General features: G+C 39.3%; 14 protein-coding genes and 1 tRNA gene. 10 read left to right on the top strand and 5 right to left on the bottom strand.

Translation table 11 applies throughout. From position 1 onward, the window contains the following. The first annotated feature begins 23 nt into the window (after positions 1–23). On the top strand, positions 24–602 hold the full coding sequence (locus ACOKFG_RS00765; RefSeq protein ID WP_299487601.1) for a RidA family protein: 579 nt from the start codon (positions 24–26) through the stop codon (positions 600–602). A gap of 70 nt (positions 603–672) precedes the next feature. On the opposite strand, the gene ACOKFG_RS00760 is transcribed toward ACOKFG_RS00765, so the two are convergent. Continuing rightward, positions 673–745, bottom strand: a tRNA-Phe gene (locus ACOKFG_RS00760). Positions 746–845: 100 nt separating this feature from the next. Here ACOKFG_RS00760 and ACOKFG_RS00755 point away from each other — a divergent pair. The 7 genes from ACOKFG_RS00755 to ACOKFG_RS00725 all read left to right on the top strand — a co-directional run bounded on the left by ACOKFG_RS00755 (position 846) and on the right by ACOKFG_RS00725 (position 8630). Further along, the gene (locus ACOKFG_RS00755; RefSeq protein WP_299487604.1) at positions 846–1574 is read left to right on the top strand and encodes a type III pantothenate kinase; all 729 of its coding nucleotides are present in this window, start codon (positions 846–848) and stop codon (positions 1572–1574) included. Continuing rightward, positions 1575–2840, top strand: coding sequence for a hypothetical protein (locus ACOKFG_RS00750; protein WP_299487606.1), 1266 nt, complete (start codon positions 1575–1577; stop codon positions 2838–2840). Positions 2841–2947: 107 nt separating this feature from the next. After that, positions 2948–4318 (top strand): hypothetical protein, encoded by a 1371-nt coding sequence (locus tag ACOKFG_RS00745; RefSeq protein ID WP_299487609.1) that lies wholly within the window; start codon positions 2948–2950, stop codon positions 4316–4318. 1 nt (position 4319) lies between these two features. Beyond that, positions 4320–4922 (top strand): LPS export ABC transporter periplasmic protein LptC, encoded by a 603-nt coding sequence (lptC, locus tag ACOKFG_RS00740; RefSeq protein WP_298791950.1) that lies wholly within the window; start codon positions 4320–4322, stop codon positions 4920–4922. Between the two features lies 1 nt (position 4923). Beyond that, positions 4924–5124 carry a hypothetical protein gene (locus ACOKFG_RS00735; RefSeq protein ID WP_298791948.1) on the top strand — a complete coding sequence of 67 codons (201 nt, stop codon included), beginning with the start codon at positions 4924–4926 and terminating at the stop codon, positions 5122–5124. Positions 5125–5132: 8 nt separating this feature from the next. Next, a complete protein-coding gene (locus ACOKFG_RS00730) occupies positions 5133–6422 on the top strand; it encodes a hemolysin family protein (protein WP_299487612.1) in 1290 nt (429 codons plus the stop codon). Positions 6423–6506: 84 nt separating this feature from the next. Next, positions 6507–8630, top strand: coding sequence for a peptidylprolyl isomerase (locus ACOKFG_RS00725; protein WP_422861683.1), 2124 nt, complete (start codon positions 6507–6509; stop codon positions 8628–8630). Between the two features lie 77 nt (positions 8631–8707). Here the strand turns inward: ACOKFG_RS00725 and ACOKFG_RS00720 are convergent, their stop codons facing one another. The 3 genes from ACOKFG_RS00720 to ACOKFG_RS00710 are packed head-to-tail and all read right to left on the bottom strand — an operon-like array spanning position 8708 to position 11861. After that, the gene (locus tag ACOKFG_RS00720) at positions 8708–9583 is read right to left on the bottom strand and encodes a DPP IV N-terminal domain-containing protein (RefSeq protein ID WP_422861682.1); all 876 of its coding nucleotides are present in this window, start codon (positions 9581–9583) and stop codon (positions 8708–8710) included. 47 nt (positions 9584–9630) lie between these two features. Then, positions 9631–10545 (bottom strand): GYDIA family GHMP kinase, encoded by a 915-nt coding sequence (locus ACOKFG_RS00715; RefSeq protein ID WP_422861681.1) that lies wholly within the window; start codon positions 10543–10545, stop codon positions 9631–9633. Next, positions 10545–11861 (bottom strand): hydroxymethylglutaryl-CoA reductase, degradative, encoded by a 1317-nt coding sequence (locus ACOKFG_RS00710; protein WP_422861680.1) that lies wholly within the window; start codon positions 11859–11861, stop codon positions 10545–10547. Before ACOKFG_RS00710 ends, ACOKFG_RS00715 begins: the two co-directional genes overlap by 1 nt. Before the next feature lie 199 nt (positions 11862–12060). On the opposite strand from ACOKFG_RS00710, the gene ACOKFG_RS00705 reads away from it, so the two are divergent. Together ACOKFG_RS00705 and ACOKFG_RS00700 are read left to right on the top strand one after the other, a co-directional pair. Further along, positions 12061–14220 (top strand): S9 family peptidase, encoded by a 2160-nt coding sequence (locus ACOKFG_RS00705; RefSeq protein WP_422861679.1) that lies wholly within the window; start codon positions 12061–12063, stop codon positions 14218–14220. Positions 14221–14236: 16 nt separating this feature from the next. After that, positions 14237–15769, top strand: a complete 1533-nt coding sequence (locus ACOKFG_RS00700; protein WP_299170359.1) for an oligopeptide:H+ symporter — start codon at positions 14237–14239, stop codon at positions 15767–15769. A gap of 6 nt (positions 15770–15775) precedes the next feature. Here ACOKFG_RS00700 and ACOKFG_RS00695 read toward each other — a convergent pair whose 3' ends face one another. After that, complete coding sequence (locus tag ACOKFG_RS00695; protein ID WP_299487627.1) at positions 15776–17740, bottom strand: ComEC/Rec2 family competence protein; 1965 nt, start codon at positions 17738–17740, stop codon at positions 15776–15778. Between the last annotated feature and the right edge of the window lie 9 nt (positions 17741–17749).

Here is a 17749-nt window from a genome sequence, read left to right as displayed (position 1 = left end):
CGAATCCAATAAAATAGATGACCATGAAAGCCATTCTTAAAGGAGCACTTCTTTTATTGTTGACAGTGTCCTGTGTAATATCCAATGAGAAAAAAGAAGAAATCCCTCAAACTGATGAAGTTGTTGAAGCAAAAACTTCCGATTATGACCCCGAGGGCAAACTAAAGGAGCTCGGTATTGAATTAAGTACACCATCTGCGCCGGTAGCGAATTATGTAAATGCGGTTCGTACCGGAAACCTGATTTTTTTAGCAGGAAAAGGGCCAAAGCAATCCAACGGAGAGTATATCACGGGAAAAGTGGGAGAAGATTTGTCCATTGAGGAAGGATACTATGCTGCTAGGGTAACAGGAATAAATCAACTTTCTGTGTTAAAAGCCGAACTGGGCGATTTAAGCAAAGTAAAACGAATTGTAAAAGTGCTTGGAATGGTCAATGCCACCCCAGACTTTACGGATCACCCAAAGGTTGTAAACGGATATTCGGATTTAATGGTGCAGGTTTTTGGCGACAAAGGAAAGCATGCAAGAGCAGCCGTGGGAATGGGTTCACTTCCGACCAACATTGCCGTTGAAATTGAAATGATTGTTGAGGTGGAATAGAATTTCCAAAACCCGATAAAAACAAGAAAACCACAATATCCTTTTATCAGATAATTGTGGTTTTTTCTTGTGGTACCTCCAGGAATCGAACCAGGGACACACGGATTTTCAGTCCGTTGCTCTACCAACTGAGCTAAGGTACCATGCTATAAAGCGGGTGCAAATATAATTTCAAAATTAGGATATACAAACAAAAACTTGAAAAAAGGCAAGGGTTTTTTTTCAATTCTCCATCTTTGTATTATGAACTTGGTCATCGACATAGGAAACACTTTGATAAAGTATGCCGTTTTTGAAAATGGAACCATCGTATTTGATCAGGGTTCTGAATCCAGTATGTTTTTGTCCAAAGTAAAGGAACTCTTTGAAGCCTACCCGAAGATTGATCATGCTCTGATTTCATCAGTTGGTCCCCTGGAGCGAAAAGAAAAAGATATTGTTTCATTGTTCTGCAAAGTGCATGTACTGTCCAATACTTCTAAAATACCATTCAAAAATAGCTATGCTACTCCCAATACTTTAGGGATGGATAGAGTGGCATTGGCAACAGCAGCATTTTATAAAAATCAAAGAAGAAATACCTTGATTATCGATGCCGGTACATGCATTACGTATGATATGGTCAATGATGCTGGCGAATATGTTGGAGGAGCTATTTCGCCTGGAGTTCGTATGCGCTACAGCGCCATGCACAACCAAACTGCAAAGTTACCCTTATTACAACCCGAAGAGATTTTGGATTTCATTGGGAATTCTACCCAAACCAGCATGCATAGTGGTGTTATTAACGGAGTTTCACAAGAATTGGATGGTATAATAAGTCAGTATAGAACCCGCTTCAAAGATTTAACAGTTATTTTAACAGGCGGAGACTCCCATTTTTTTGCTAAACGACTAAAAAATACCATATTTGCGAATTCTAAATTTCTCTTGGAGGGGCTTAATTACTTGCTGGAATACAACAAACGCTAGATGGTAAAGAAATTTTTGATTGCTTTTTTTTGCGTAGCTGCACATGGCATTTTTGCGCAAAACGGTACCATATCACCTTATTCATATTTTGGAATAGGAGACCTTAGAAATGGGGGTTCGGTAGAAAACCAGATGATGGGGGGCGTTAGCATGTATGGCGATAGTATCCACTTAAACCTTACCAATCCCGCAGCCTACGCAAAGCTCAGATTGACCACCTATACCGGGGGTATTTCGCGCACAGAATTCAGGTTAGAGGATTTTACGGAAACTCAAAGATCTTCCATCACTAATTTGGACTATTTGGCGATTGGATTCCCAATAGCAAAAAATGCTGGAATTGGTTTTGGCCTGATGCCATTCTCCTCCGTAGGGTACAATCTGACTGATACAAGAGAAAGTGAAACTGAACCAACAGTGACCAATGTTTTTACCGGCGAAGGCGGCCTAAACCGTGCTTTTCTGTCCCTTGGTTTTGAGCCTATTAAAAACCTAAGCTTGGGAGCCACGGTTAATTTTAATTTTGGGACACTTGAGTACCGAAGATTGCAGAGTGTCGAAGGTGTGCAATTGGGGACACTTGATAATAGGGAATCCCGCATAAACGGATACGATTTCAATTATGCTCTTAATTATACCCCAACTATTAAGGACAAATACACGCTATATACATCGGTTTTGATTAACACTCAGGTCAATCTGACTTCGGAGAACTCTGAAAGATTAGGTTCCTTTTCGTTGGTGACTGGTGAGGATGTAGAAGTTATCGATGTGAATTTGGATGAAAATAATCTTAGAAATACGGAGCTGAAGATTCCAACCCGTACAACTATCGGACTTGGTTTTGGAGAAAACAAAAAATGGTTTTTGGGCGGGGAGTATAGTATGCAAAAATTCAGTGAATTCAGTAACGACTTTTTGGGGTTGAGCAATGTTACTTATAACGACGCAAGTACCTTTGCTTTCGGAGGGTATTATATACCGGATTACCGTTCCCTTTCAAGCTATTTTAAAAGGATTACCTACAGGGCTGGAGTACGCTATGATGTGAGTGGATTGCAGGTCAATAATAAGGAGATAAATGATTTTGGCATAACTTTTGGATTTGGGTTACCGTTGAGCAACAATTTTTCCAATGTCAACGTAGGTTTCGAACTAGGAAGACGAGGAACAACAGATGCCAACCTGATAGAAGAAAATTACTTTAAGGTCAACATCGGTTTATCTTTAAACGATAGATGGTTCGTCAAGAGAAAAATAAATTAAGAACAGGTCTCTTTTTTTGAATTATCCATAAATAACCACCAATATATGTTGCATTAAGATGATTTTTTCATGAAAATTTGTACATTAACCGCTTTAAAATTAGTAAGATGAAGACGAAACACTACTTAACGATGATAGCGATTCTTATGTCGATGGGATTAAGTATGGCTCAAGCTCAGAATCCTGAGTGCATGACCAATCTTTCCATTTACGCAGAACATGCAAAAGTTAAAAATTACGATGCTGCTTATGAGCCTTGGAAAATGGTCTACGAAAGTTGCCCAGATATCAACAAGGCAAATTTCACCTATGGTGAGCGCATTTTAAAACATAAGATTAAAAATTCTTCCGGTGCAGATAAGGACGGGTATATCCAAGAACTTTTAGCAATGTATGACAACAGCGGGAAGTATTTTCCAACAAAATTCTCTCAAGCTGACAGAGCAATAGATAAAGTGCTTTTGATGTATGATAACAAAATGGCATCAAACGATCAGGTCTATGATATGCTAGGAAAAGCCTTTACTGAGGATAAGAAAAACTTCAAAAACCCTAAGGCGCTATACCTATACTTCTCTAGCTTGGTTGATTTGCACGATGGTGGTAAAAAAGACCTTCAGGAAGTTTTCGATACTTATGATGATGTTACTGAAAAGGTAGAGGAAGAAAACAAAAAATTGACCAATGTAGTAACCAGATTACTTCCAAAGGATTCTTTGGGTACTTTGACTACAAAGGAGAAAAGACAACTTAAGGCAGCTACGGTAAACTCAAAGTCTTACGGTAAAATTGCTGGTAGTATCGATTCAAAATTGGGGGCACTTGCAGATTGCGGTAACCTTATTCCTTTATATGAGAAGAGTTTCGAAGGTAAAAAGAACGATGTAAACTGGGTGAAAAGAGCTGTTGGTAGAATGTTCTCCAAAGAATGTACAGATGACCCAATGTTTAGAAAACTGTTCGAAGCACAGTTGGCATTAGATCCATCAGCCGACGCTTATATGTACGGAGGTGTATTAAAGCAAAAATCTGGTGATAACAAAGGTGCTATTGCTGACTTTAATAAGGCAGTTGAATTGGAAACTGATAACTTCAGAAAATCCAACATCCTTTATAAAATTGCAACAACGGTTAGAAGAAGTAGCAAATCCCAAGCTAGAAGCTATGCGCTTAAGGCTATCGACGCTAATCCGGCAAACGGAAAAGCGTATTTGTTGATTGCTAACCTCTATGCAGGTAGCGCCAACGCTTGTGGAACTACACCTTTTGAAAAGAGGGCTATCTATTGGAAAGCCGCTGAAATGGCAAGAAAAGCAGGTCGCGTAGATCCATCGTTAAGTGGACGCGCAAACAGATCCGCTGCAAGTTATACCGAAAGGGCTCCTAATAAGGAAATGATATTCAGCTCTGGCATGGCCGGAAAGCGTGTTACCTTCAGTTGTTGGGTAGGAGGCAGCGTAAAAGTGCCTAGTTTGTAGTGTGAAACAGACATCCAAAAATAATTTAAAGAGTCTTGCCACGGTTTTTGCCGTGGCAATCCTTTTTATGTCCTGTAAGGACAACTATCAGCGTGTAGGTGAAGAGGCGGTAAAGCCCATTTTTCCGCAAGGGGTAGCACAAAACTTTATATTAACCTATACCGAAACGCCTAAAGAGTTGGGCTCCGAAGATGCTGATAGTTCAAAAGTTATTGCAATTCTTAGAAGCCCTATAACCGAGGATTTCGATAATCAGAGTTTTAGATATCGAACCTTCCCAGAGGGTTTAAAAGTTGACTTTTTTGACGATAAAAATCAAAAGAGTGTTATTACGGCCGATTATGGAATTGTCTATTCGCAGACTAATTTGATTGATCTGCAGGGCAATGTGGTAATCGAAACCCATGATGGGAAAAAATTGGAAACACCACAATTATTTTTTGATAGAAAGAATAGTTGGATCTTTACAGAAGAGGAGTTTACCTATACCAATCCCGAAGATGGAACCGTAATGGATGGCGAAGGCATGGATTTTAACCGGGATTTTAGTTTTTTCAAGGCTCACAAAACCTATGGTCTAATGACCATAAAAGAAAGCGAATGATATGATAAAAATTTTAAGATATACTGAATACCTGTATTTGGTGGTAGCCGCCCTTTCTATATACAAAGTAATCGAGCTTTGGAGTGTGGAACCCAAAGAAACCTATATTTTCATATTTTTTGCCGTGGTTTCCACTGCGATGTTTCTTTTTAGGAGGAAATATCGAAAGCGATTCGAACAACGAAAAAAAGATAACCAATAAACCAATTTTTGAGTTCTGCAGTAATCATAATAATCCTTTCACTGCTATTCTCAGCTTTTTTTTCGGGAATGGAGATTGCGTTTGTATCCGCCAATCGCATTCACATCGAGATTGAGAAAAAGCAAGAAGGCTTTTTCGCTAAAATACTCACTTGGCTCACCGAAAAACCCTCAAAGTTTATAGCTACCATGCTTATTGGTAACAATATTGCCCTTGTGGTCTATGGATTCTTTATGGGTGATATGCTAATGCATTGGTTTAAAGAACTACTTCCGACCAACTCAGAGTTTTTAAATGCGTTGCTAACCGATTTCAGCCTGCTTTCCCAGACGGTGATATCCACCGTAATCATATTGGTAACAGCAGAGTTTTTACCCAAAGTACTATTCCAGATATATTCCAATACCTTGCTTAAGGTATTTGCCATTCCAGCCTATTTTTTTTACATCCTATTTTCTGCAATTTCGTGGTTTGTAATCAAGGTTTCGGACTTTATTCTTCGAGTTTTTTTCAAAACAGAAGGTGATCAGGCACAGTTGGCCTTCACAAAGTTGGAATTGGGAGATTACATTACCGAACAAATGGAAACGGTTGAAGAAGAAGATGAAATAGATTCTGAAATACAGATTTTCCAAAATGCCCTGGAATTTTCAACCGTAAAGGCCCGGGAGGTCATGGTGCCCAGAACCGAAATTACAGCAGTTGAAATAGATGAGACCCCCAAGAACTTGACGAAATTGTTCTCGGAAACGGGGTACTCGAAAATATTGGTCTTTAAAGAAAGTATTGATGAGATCATTGGATATGTACACTCGTACGAGTTGTTCAAAAAGCCAAAGACCATTAAAAGCATATTACTTCCCGTTGAATTTGTTCCAGAGACCATGCTTATTCAAGATATTTTGAACGTATTGACCAAAAAGCGAAAGAGTATGGCGGTGGTTTTGGACGAATATGGAGGAACTTCAGGAATCATGACCGTTGAAGATATTGTGGAAGAGCTTTTTGGCGAAATTGAAGATGAGCATGACTCCACCGACCTTCATGAAGAGCAGTTGAGCGAGAACGTCTACAAATTTTCCGCACGCCTAGAAGTAGATTACATCAATGAAAACTACAAGCTGGAACTTCCGGAAAGTGAAGAATACGAAACCTTGGGTGGATTGATCATGAGTGAAACCGGCGAAATTCCCGAACTCGATTCAGAAATTAAGACAGAAGATTTTACATTCCGCATTCTTGAAGTGTCCAATACCAAAATCGACCTGGTAAGCGTGCACGTTCATGTTGAAGATTAACAGTTTCTGGTCTTTAAAGAACTTTCCTATTTGAAAAGAAAATGGTATTTTCGCCCACTGAAAATATAGAAAACAAGCAGTAAAATGGCAATATTAGAGAATATTAGAAAACGAACTACCGTGCTGATTTTAATCATTGGTATGGCACTGTTTGCATTTGTAATATCCGGAGTCTTCACCAGCAACGACCTTGGCGGTGCAAAAGTGGGCTCATCTGTGGTTGAAATAAATGGGGAAAGTATTTCCATTGATGACTTTAGAAGAGAAGTAGAAAACGCTTCAAGAAGGTTTGGTCCTAGCATTCCCTCCTCACAATTGGTGAATACCGTTTATGATCAAGAACTAAGAAAAACCATTCTGGAACAACAGTTCGAAGATTTGGGAATTGATGTGGAAAGCGATCAAATTGTAGAATACGTTAAAACATCTGGTTACGCCCAGATTCCAGATTTTCAAGACGAGAATGGTTTCTTCAACGAAGAAGTTTTCCGAAGTGCCATAGCTGATTGGAAAGCCAATGACCCTTTGCGATATGATGCTTGGTTACAAGACGAGCAACGTATTATTCAATTGGCAAAAGAGCGTATGTACTTTAACTTGATCAAAGGTGGTGTTGGAGCTACCCTTACGGAAGGGAAGTTCGATTACAATATTGCCAATGAAAAGGTTGATATCCAATATGTACGTGTGCCATACTCTTCAATTGCTGATAGCACCATTCAAGTATCTAAAGATGACATCCAGGCCTATATAAGTCAACACCAAGATGACTTTAAACAAGAAAAGGCACGTGATATTCGATTTGTATACTTTGAGGAGAAAGCTTCTGGTGATGATGAGAGTAAAGTAAGAGAAGACGTTGTTAATTTAATTGAGGATAAGGTAACGAATGCTGCTGATACCACATATACGGAAAAACAGTTCAGAAACTCTCAGGACATGACCGCTTTCTTGGATAGAAATTCTGATAGCAAGTTCGATACCATCTATAAGTCTAAAAACCAATTGCCAGCTGTAGTTGCTGATACATTGATGACATTAGGAGTTGGTGAAGTTTACGGACCTTACCGTGATGGTAACTTCTTTAAGGTTTCCAAAATGATGGATATCAAACCAGAAGGCTCCGTTAAGTCAAGTCATATTCTTTTTGCCTTTGAAGGTGCAGAAAGGGCAGCTCCAACCATTACCAGAACCAAAGAAGAGGCTGAGGAAGAAGCAAAAAAGATGTTGGTTGAAGCCAAAAAAGCAGACGCTAATTTTGCGGAATTGGCAAGGGAAAATTCAGATGACCCAACTGCGGTTCAGCGTTCGGGGGATATCGGGTATTTTCAAGAATCAAACCTTGGATTGGCAGAAGCCTACCGAAATTTCCTGTTTTCAAACGATTTGAACGAAATAGGAATGGTAGAAACTCCTTTTGGTTTCCATGTCATCAAAATAGACGATAAACAAGATATTGTTCAAGTAGCAACATTATCAAGAGAGATAGAGCCTTCAGAGGAGACTATCAACACCTTGTTTACCGACGCTACTAAATTTGAGATGGCGTCAATTGATGCTGAACCAGAAAATTTTGGTGATATCGCCAGAGAGAGTAATTATACCGTTAGGCCTGTGAACAGAATCAAGGAAATGGATGAGAACCTTCCAGGATTATCCGCGCAAAGAGGAGTTGTACAATGGACGTTCAACGATGACACCAAGGTGGGCGACATCAAGAGATTCAATATCAATAATGGTTATGCTGTAGTGCAGCTCACAAAAAAGTATAAAGAGGGATTGATGTCTACTGAAGACGCCTCTGCGAGCGCATTGCCAAAAATCAGAAAAGAGCGCAAAGCACAGCAGATTATCAGCGCCAATCAAGGAAAAGCTTTGGATGCAGTTGCAGCCGATAATAATGTAAGTCTTTCCAATGCATCTGCGTTGACATTGAAATCCCCAACCATTCCAGGAGCTGGTCGCGAACCATTGGTGGTCGGAACGGCATTTGCATTAGCTCAAGATGCTACAAGTAGCCTTGTTGAAGGAGAAACGGGTGTGTTTATTGTCAAGGTGACGAAAAAGGAAGAGGCCCCGAATGTAGATAACTTCAGCACTTATGCAAATACCTTAAAAACTAACGCAGCTAACCAGGTAAATAATGCTGTTTACAATGCGTTGAAGGAAGGTGCAGAAATTGAAGATAAACGTGCTACTTTCTATTAAGAAGGAAAATAGAACACAGAATAAAAGAAGCCATCCTTAAGGATGGCTTCTTTGTTTTTATAAATTGAAGAATTGCACTATGGTGTCAAAACGCAAATCTGAAAATTCCCATTACGATAGGCAGTAATTAATAGCTTGTTTTCGGTTGGATGCCAATTAGGAAGTGTTTCTCCATTTTCGTTAAAGGTGATACGCTGCTTGTTGCTTCCATCAGCATGCATAATATAAATTTCCGGTCGTGTTCCCTCCATTGAAGTTACATAAGCAATTTGATTATTATCAGCTGACCATGAAGGACAAAAATTATGCTTGGGCCATTCGGTTAATCTTTTAAAAAGACCGGTTTTGATGTGAAATCGATAAATCTCATCATCCTCATTGTTGGTGTCTTTTCTTGAAAAAAACAGAATTTCCCCTCCTTTTTTTGACCATTTAGGGTAGAAATTCCGATGCTTGTTTTGAACTAGTTCTTTAATCAGCTTGCCTTTTTTATCCAATAGTACAATCGTACTCTGTTGTTCAGAATCTTGAATGCTAACAGCAATGTTTTTGCCATTAGGAGAAAATGCTGCAAAAATGGGTTCGCCAGAAAAACTCTGGGCTTTCAGAATTTGCTCCTTTCCAGAAGTTATTTTGACGGTGTACAATTGATTTACCCCACTACGGTTTGACTCGAACAGCACCTTTTTACCATTTGGATGCCAGGTAGGCCGTCTATCATCGGCATGGTTGTTAGTCAATCTTTGGATTTTCTGGCCCACGCTATCCATTAGATATATCTCCCAATTGCCATCCCTGTTCGATTCAAAAACAATCAGTTTTCCATCCGGAGAATATGAAGCATACCGATCATCGGTTGAACTATCTGTAAGGCATGTTTCTTTCCATTGTTCTTTCTGACCGATCAGCAAGCAAGGTCCAAAAATGAGAGTAAGGAAGATTTTTCTAAGCATTTTATCCTGTATTGGACAAAAAGATACGCAATAAAAAGAAGTGTTTTTTATCTGTCAAGTACCATTTCAGCAAAGGGGATTATAGTGTTGTACCCTTTGGTCCTAAAATAATTCATGTCGTCTTTACTTCCGGTGACCAATATAAAATCACCTCCCCATCCACCTAAGCTTTTTACGGCACCAGCATAGTCTGAAAAATGGGTAGTCTTTATTGTGGGTAAATCCAGCACCTCGGATATTGTTTGCTCATGCTCTCGTAATAACGATTCGAACTCAATTAAGGTCGAAGTATCGACCATTTTTTTAGTGATAGAGGAAACTTTGGATATCAGCTTCTTTTTATCAAAATTTTGATTCCGATATGAAGCAATAGCTTCTTTACTGCTCTTCTTTTGATTTAAATACACAAAAAAGAGGGAATCCTTAAACGAAGGATCAAAGGGTATTTTCTCCACATTCGGAGTTTTATCAATCAATTGATAAAGAATGGGCGAATCGTGTTGTGCACATGCTATATCGTAACCGCTTCCACCAAAAGCATTCCATAGTAACTGGTAAGCATCAATCTGAGCCCATTGCGCAATATTGTTAATCAAGGTGGATGAAGTCCCCAGCCCCCAATTACGAGGAAAGCTGAGCTTGGTTTCAATCTTTAGTCCGGAAGAAGCGTTTAAAAAATTTGAGTTTTGAACCTTGACTTCTGCAAGAAGTTGTTTCAAAGTTGCTGAGATAGATTTGTCGGAAGTTGAGTGTTCTTTTAGGTTCTCAAATCCATATGTGGCTTCAAACCAAGTCGCCCCTTTTTCATCTATACTTTTCCATTCTAGCATACCTGATGAAGTATCTTTTTTCTCAAGTGATTGTCCAAACTTGGTGGGAATGGCAAGACCAACGGCTCCATCTAAAATAGCATACTCCCCAGAGAGCAACAATTTGCCATTGCTGTAAAAGGTCTTTCCCATTATTTGGATTGAATATTCTCTAAGGCCTCTTTCACCGAGGCATTGGTAACGGCATGGGTCTTAAAGTACTGCACCAATTGTTGTTTTTCATCTTCTGTCGCTCCCATTTGATTGAGCAGATTCAACAGGTGCATTTTCATATGTCCTTTCTGTATTCCCGTGGTGACCAAAGATCTAACAGCTGCAAAGTTTTGTGCCAATCCAGCTACGGCCACAATTTGCATCAATTCTTCAGCCGAGGGCTCTTGAAGAATTTCCAAGGCTAATTTTACCAGAGGATGAAGCGATGTTAGTCCGCCAACCGTTCCTAACGAAAGTGGTATTTCAATCCAAAATTTAAAAACGCCTTCTTGTACCGTAGCATGTGTTAAGCTGGAGTAACTGCCATCCTTGGAGGCATAGGCATGGACACCGGCTTCGATGGCCCTAAAATCATTCCCTGTGGCTAAGATAACAGCATCAATGCCGTTCATAATACCTTTGTTATGTGTCACCGCTCGGTAAGGTTCGGCTTTGGCAATATCCACCGCACGAACAATTTTTTGGGCAAACTCGTCAGCAGAAATACCGTCTTCTGCCAAAGTATCGACAGCGCAACTTACTTCTGCACGCACTACACAGTTGGGCACATAGTTGGAAAGAATGCTCATTACCACTTCAATATCTTGCTCCTCAGAAGTAAAAGCATTGTGAGTACTAGCTTTTTCCTTTAGGGTACTCGCAAACTGCTCCAAGCACGAATTAATGAAGTTGGCACCCATGGCATCTTTGGTCTCGAACGTGCAATGGAGCTGATAATAGCCATCAACTTTTTCGGTCATTTGCCGTAACAGGATATCCTTAATGCCTCCACCTCTTTTTTCCATACTCTGGGTGATAGAGGCAGCACTTTTGAAAAGCTCAGGCTTTATTACATTAAAGAAGGTTTGGAGTTTGTTAGCATCCCCATTAAAAATAAAATGAACCTGCCCCACTTTTTCAGTCCCTAAGACTTCCGTTTTAAAGCCGCCACGACTCAACCAAAATTTAGCAGCCTTGCTCGCTGCTGCCACCACTGAGCTCTCTTCAATGACCATTGGAACGGCATAAAGCCTGTTATTGATCAGAAAATTAGGGGCCAGAGCAAAAGGTAGATAGTAATTGGATATTGTATTCTCTATAAACTCATCATGGATTTTTTGAACCTTTTCATCTGGATTCCAATAGAGTTGCAGCAATCGTTTAGTTTGCTTGGGATCCTTTGTGTAATTAGAGGCTATCCAATCAATTTTTTCAGCTTTGGAAAGTCTGGAAAACCCTTCAACAGGAGTGTTCATGTAGCTTGGTTAAAGATTTCAAATATAAGTATAATGCGGATTTTGTGTAAAAATGAGCAAGACTAAGTATAACTTGAAGGTCAAAGTAGCTGTCGGACAGGTATAATCTCCATAATTTTTGTTGCAACAGCAACTATAAAGTTTCTATTTCGAATAAATATTAGTAAACTTGATAGATTTTAATCAATTTTCAATTTCAATGAGAAAACAGGCACTACTGTTCCTATTCACTTTCGGATTTTTAATCGTATCAACAGCACAAAAGAAAAAAATAACCCTCGAAGATATTTGGGGCGGTACATTTAGAACTGAGTTTATGGATGTACTCCGATCCATGAAAAATGGAAAGCAGTATACTGTTCTCAACTTTAATAGCTCTCCTCGTTCCACTAGTTTGGATAAATACAACTATGAGACATTGGAGAAAGTAGAGACTGTTGTGTCTTCTTCTGATGATGTGCCTTTGTTCAGCTCATATACCTTTAGTGATGATGAATCCAAAATACTATTGGCAACCGAAGTGGAGCCAATTTTTAGACATTCAAGACTAGGTATTTATTATGTATACAATGTCACCAACAAAAAAGTAACCAAGGTTTCCGATGATAAGATTAGGGAACCTTTGTTGTCTCCGGACGGTTCTAAGGTGGCCTATGTGCGGGAAAACAATATTTACATTTTTGATGTTGAATCGGGCAATACCAAACAAATTACCACGGATGGTAGCCAAGGAACCATTATTAATGGAGTGACGGACTGGGTATATGAAGAAGAGTTTGCCTTTGTACGCGCTTTTGAATGGAACAGCAACGGAACCAAAATAGCTTTTCTTCGGTTTGATGAGACCAATGTACCTCTTTATGCAATGGATGTTTACGGACAGAACCTATATCCGTTTCAGTACGAGTTCAAATACCCCAAAGCTGGTGAAGAAAATGCGATAGTTTCTTTGCATATGTACGATGTGGCCGCTGGAAGCACATCCGATGTAAATCTGGGGGATGCCTACTACATTCCACGTATAAAATGGATGAACAGTCCCAATCATTTGAGTGTTCAAACCTTAAATCGTCATCAAAATCACCTGAAACTTCACGATGTAAATGCCTCTGATAATTCCGTTTCAATATTGATGGAAGAAAAAGATGATGCTTATGTCGACGTAACGGACTATTTAACTTTTCTAGCCGATGACAGCTTTATATGGGTCAGCGAGATGGACGGATACAATCACATCTACCGGTATGGAAGAGATGGACAACTAAATAATCAGGTCACCCAGGGAGCATGGGAAGTAACCGAGTATTATGGTTATGATACAAAAACTAAAAAGATTTTTTATCAGTCCACAGAAAACGGATCAATAAATCGTGACGTCTATAGCATTGGGTCCAATGGTAAGAAAAAGAAACGATTGACTTCAGAAGTAGGTACAAACGGGGCGGATTTTAGTGCTGATTACACCTATTTTATCAACACGTATTCTAGTGCTACTACGCCATACCAGTTCACGTTGCATAAAGCATCGGATGGGCAGAAAATTAAGGACATAAAGGACAATTCCGTTTTGGATAACAAATTGGAAGATTATGAATTGAGTCCAAAAGAATTCTCAACCATTTCAATCAATGGTAACGATTTGAATATGTATATGATCAAACCGGTAGATTTTGACGAGAATAAAGAATATCCTCTTTTAATGTTTCAATATAGTGGTCCAGGATCTCAACAGGTAGCCAACAGATGGTTCGGGTCCAATGATTATTGGCATGAGATGCTGGTCTCGCAAGGGTATATTATTGCCTGTGTGGATGGTCGCGGAACAGGATTAAAAGGAAGAGATTTTAAAAAGGTTACCTATTTAAATTTGGTCAAATACGAAACAGAAGACCAGATTGCAGCTGCGAAGAAGCTAAGCGAACTCCCATATATTGATGAAAACAGAACAGGGATTTGGGGTTGGAGTTATGGCGGCCACATGAGTACAAATTGTCTCCTAAAGGGTAATGATACTTTTGAAATGGCCATTGCGGTTGCACCGGTTACCTCATGGCGATTTTATGACACCATTTATACAGAACGTTTTATGCGAACCCCGCAGGAGAATCCAGCTGGGTATGATGATGAATCACCATTCAATTATCCTGAAAAGCTAAAAGGAAAATATTTATTGGTGCATGGCTCTGGAGATGATAATGTGCATGTGCAGAACTCTATGCGAATGATTGAAGCTTTGGTGCAGGCAAATAAAACGTTCGACTGGGCGATATACCCAGATAGAAACCATGGTATTTATGGAGGAAACACTAGACTTCACCTATTTACCAAAATGACGGATTTCGTCAAGAAAAATTTGTAATCAAACTTATCAATATATGTCAGATACAGTAAAACCAGCCAGTGAGAAACAGCTTTTTGGACATCCGCAAGGCCTATTCTACTTATTTTTTGCTGAACTATGGGAGCGATTTAGCTTCTATGGAATGCGGGCCCTACTTACCCTTTACATGGTCAATGTCATTTTTGAGGCATTGTCGACTAGGGATTATGCTGCAGCGGCTGTATATGCTTCCTATGGATCATTAGTATATGCTTCCACGGTTATTGGAGGTAAAATCTCAGATTCTATTTTAGGGATGCGTGCTTCCATATTCTTAGGAGGTGTTTTAATGGCCTTAGGACATTTTGTTTTAGCCATAGAAAATAACATGGCTTTCTTTTTGGCCTTAGCCTTGATCATTGTGGGAAATGGATTTTTTAAACCAAATATTTCAACGTTTGTTGGAACCTTGTACAAAGATGGCGATACCCGAAAGGACTCTGGATTCACCATCTTTTATATGGGGATCAATATAGGTGGAGCTATAGCTCCATTGCTGTGTGGATGGCTTGGTGCAACCTACGGTTGGCACTACGGTTTTGGTCTGGCGGGCATCGGAATGTTGGCCGGACTTTTATTCTTTTGGAGTGGTATCAAAAAGAACGTTTTTGGAGATGGAGGAAAACCGCCAAGCATGGAAGTCTACGAGAGAAAGGTGTTAGGTCTTCCACAGAAACATTTAATTCCGATACTAGCATTTTTAGCTGCTCCTTTGATAGCATTCTTGTTATATTCCTATAAGTCATTAGGAGAAGAAGGGACGGCTCTTGGGGACACCAATATTGTCAATCTGTTGTTCTATCTCATAGGAATTGCGGTTGTAGTGTATATGGCAACCATCATGATCAAATCCTCTAAGGATGAACGGAAGAAGTTATTTATGGCCGTTCTGATTACGTTCTTTATGACGATTTTTTGGGGATTCCATGAGTTACATGGTAGTGTAATTACACTTTTTGCTGCACGTAATGTGAACCTTTCATTGATTAATGCAAGTCAGACGAATGCGCTGAATTCCATATTCATCGTTATACTTTCCATTCCGATTTCTGTGATGTGGACGAAATTAGCACGAAATAAACTAAACCCGAGAACACCATACAAGTTTGGAATGGGACTCGTGTTGGCCGGTTTGGCATTTTACGTAGTATCACTTAGTGGAGGTAGTGCAGATGAAAATGGAATGGTTCCTTTTTCATATCTACTGGCGTTGTATTTCTTGATTTCTGTAGGGGAGCTGTTTATGTCTCCGGTTGGACTTTCCAAAATAACAGATTTATCACCAAAACGCATTGTGGCATTTATGATGGGTGTGTGGTTTTTGTCTTCTGCCTATGCTTTTCAGATTGTAGGGTTCATTTCCAAACAGTTGGCCATCGAAAGCACTGATGCAAATGTTGGTGGTTTTGACACCTTGAATGTTTATCTGGATGGCTTTAGTCTTATCGCCAAATATTCCTTGGTAGCAGGGGTGGTGGTACTGGTTTTTGGACCGCTGATGAAAAAATTGATGGGCAACGTCCATTGATCATTCCTAATCAAAAACATAAAATCCCTTTTCACTTGTGCTGTGGAAAGGGATTTCTTTATTATTACATGTTTGTTTCCATTTAAGGATATAAGATTTATAATTGCTGCCGTCAGCCAAAATCACTTTAGGCTGTATGGAGTCGATTAATCGTTCCAAATTGATTTTTGGGGATTGGATCAATAGTAGAAAATCAATGTGTTTTGTAGGGGGGTAGATGCCTAAACTATCCATTATATACAACTTTTTCCTATTGAGGAAGAAACTTTGGTTTAGGGGATTGTTTGAAACGTATGATATGCGCTCCGAAATAGTAAAGTCCTTTACCGCACGAGTATTTCGAATGCTATCGGTTGTATAAAGAAGCAAAGTATCCCCATTTTGATACAGGAGTGAAGTATTTCTATGTTGATGCGTCAGAATCACAGATTCCTTCTGTCTTAACTGAGCTTGTCTATATATGGCCCATGTTTGAAGGACTATAATGGATGTCAAAAACACTAAAGTGTTTTTAAGTATTGGTTTCGAAAGAAACACAACTATGGAAATAATAAGAAAATAGCCCGATACCAATTCAATGGAATCAAATGGAATATCTCGAATCACAAAACTTTCTTGTTTGGCCACCCATGAGATAACAGCGTTCATCAATTTGATACAATTGTCAAAAGCTGCTATCAAAAAATCCGGAAGAATGCTTACCATTGAAAGCACGATGACCAAAACACCCATGCCAAGAATAATCCCCAAAAAGGGTATTATTAAAAGATTCGAAATAAAAAACAGCGCAGGAAACTGATGAAAATAATACAAACTGATTGGTAAAACACCTAATTGGGCAGCAATGCTAACTGAAAGAAGCTGCCATGTTTTACGAACGATAAAGTTATCTGGGAACCAGAATCGCTGGAGTTTGGGATAAATCCAAACAATGGCCAAAACGGCGGCGTAACTCATTTGAAAACCTACCTGAAAAAGAAAGAGCGGCTTCAACAATAGGATAAAGAACATGGAAAGAGCCACGATATTGAACGAGTTCGTAGGCCTATTCAGATACATGGCGTATGCTACAAATGTGAACATGGTCACGGCTCGGACTATGGATGGAGAGAGACCGGCAAGAACGGCATAACCCCAAAGCAATAAGATTATAAGAATCAGTTTTAAAGTCTTTCCTTTTGGCAACTTTTCCAAAGGAGTGAGCAGAAATTGGAAAAACAATAACAAAATACCGACATGAAGCCCAGAAACGGCCAGGATATGGATAGCTCCGGCATCTCGGTAACTATTGTAAGTGTTCTCTGAAATGTCATCGCGTTGCCCTAATAATAATGCCTGGATTACACTGAGCTCATCCTTGCCAAAGTTTTTACCCTTTAATTTTAGAATAATATGCTCTCTTAGATTTGAAGCGATACCGAAAATTGTTTTAGCAGGTTGTTTCGCGATTAGGAGCTGTTCGGATTGCGCTTGAATCTGATGATAAATTCCTTGCTTCTTCAAAAAATCTTTATAATCGAATTGATAAGGATTAAGTGGAGGTTTGATTACCTGAGCATTGGCGAATACAAAAAGTTCATCGTCCACTTTCAATTTTATTGAGGTGGAATCATTAGGAATGCTCAACACCAATTTTCCATTGGATTTTCTCTTTTCTAGAGAAAGGACGTGAACAATGTATCGTTGGCTATAAGCACTTGGCTTAAGTACCTCTCTTATCTTGATTTCCCAAGTTTTACGACCCTTAAAATCAGCTTGGGAATAATGGTGCTCCAAATTTTTGGATTGTGATAGGGTAATAACAAAGACACCCAAAAGAATAGTCTGGGTAATAGCGATAAACTCGAAAAAAGCGAACCCTTTCCGAGTCTGTTTTTTGTTTGTCCAATATAAAATGGGGAGTAACCCCAGCATTAAATAAAAGGGAATACGTGGCTTGATTTCAAGATAAAATCCTAAAATAATACCCACAACCAAGCA

Source organism: Flagellimonas rhodophyticola (assembly GCF_049332665.1).
In the GTDB taxonomy this organism is placed as follows: Bacteria; Bacteroidota; Bacteroidia; order Flavobacteriales; family Flavobacteriaceae; genus Flagellimonas.
This window is presented reverse-complemented; position numbering and strand designations above follow the sequence as displayed.

Bases quoted from the DNA above. Each gene is read 5' to 3' on its own strand.
- ACOKFG_RS00710 (WP_422861680.1), bottom strand. From the start codon at position 11,861: ATGAACACTCCTGTTGAAGGGTTTTCCAGACTTTCCAAAGCTGAAAAA.
- ACOKFG_RS00735 (WP_298791948.1), top strand. From the start codon at position 4,924: ATGATAAAAATTTTAAGATATACTGAATACCTGTATTTGGTGGTAGCC.
- ACOKFG_RS00765 (WP_299487601.1), top strand. From the start codon at position 24: ATGAAAGCCATTCTTAAAGGAGCACTTCTTTTATTGTTGACAGTGTCC.
- ACOKFG_RS00720 (WP_422861682.1), bottom strand. From the start codon at position 9,583: ATGCTTAGAAAAATCTTCCTTACTCTCATTTTTGGACCTTGCTTGCTG.
- ACOKFG_RS00745 (WP_299487609.1), top strand. From the start codon at position 2,948: ATGAAGACGAAACACTACTTAACGATGATAGCGATTCTTATGTCGATG.
- ACOKFG_RS00725 (WP_422861683.1), top strand. From the start codon at position 6,507: ATGGCAATATTAGAGAATATTAGAAAACGAACTACCGTGCTGATTTTA.
- ACOKFG_RS00700 (WP_299170359.1), top strand. From the start codon at position 14,237: ATGTCAGATACAGTAAAACCAGCCAGTGAGAAACAGCTTTTTGGACAT.
- ACOKFG_RS00705 (WP_422861679.1), top strand. From the start codon at position 12,061: ATGAGAAAACAGGCACTACTGTTCCTATTCACTTTCGGATTTTTAATC.
- ACOKFG_RS00715 (WP_422861681.1), bottom strand. From the start codon at position 10,545: ATGGGAAAGACCTTTTACAGCAATGGCAAATTGTTGCTCTCTGGGGAG.
- ACOKFG_RS00755 (WP_299487604.1), top strand. From the start codon at position 846: ATGAACTTGGTCATCGACATAGGAAACACTTTGATAAAGTATGCCGTT.
- ACOKFG_RS00750 (WP_299487606.1), top strand. From the start codon at position 1,575: ATGGTAAAGAAATTTTTGATTGCTTTTTTTTGCGTAGCTGCACATGGC.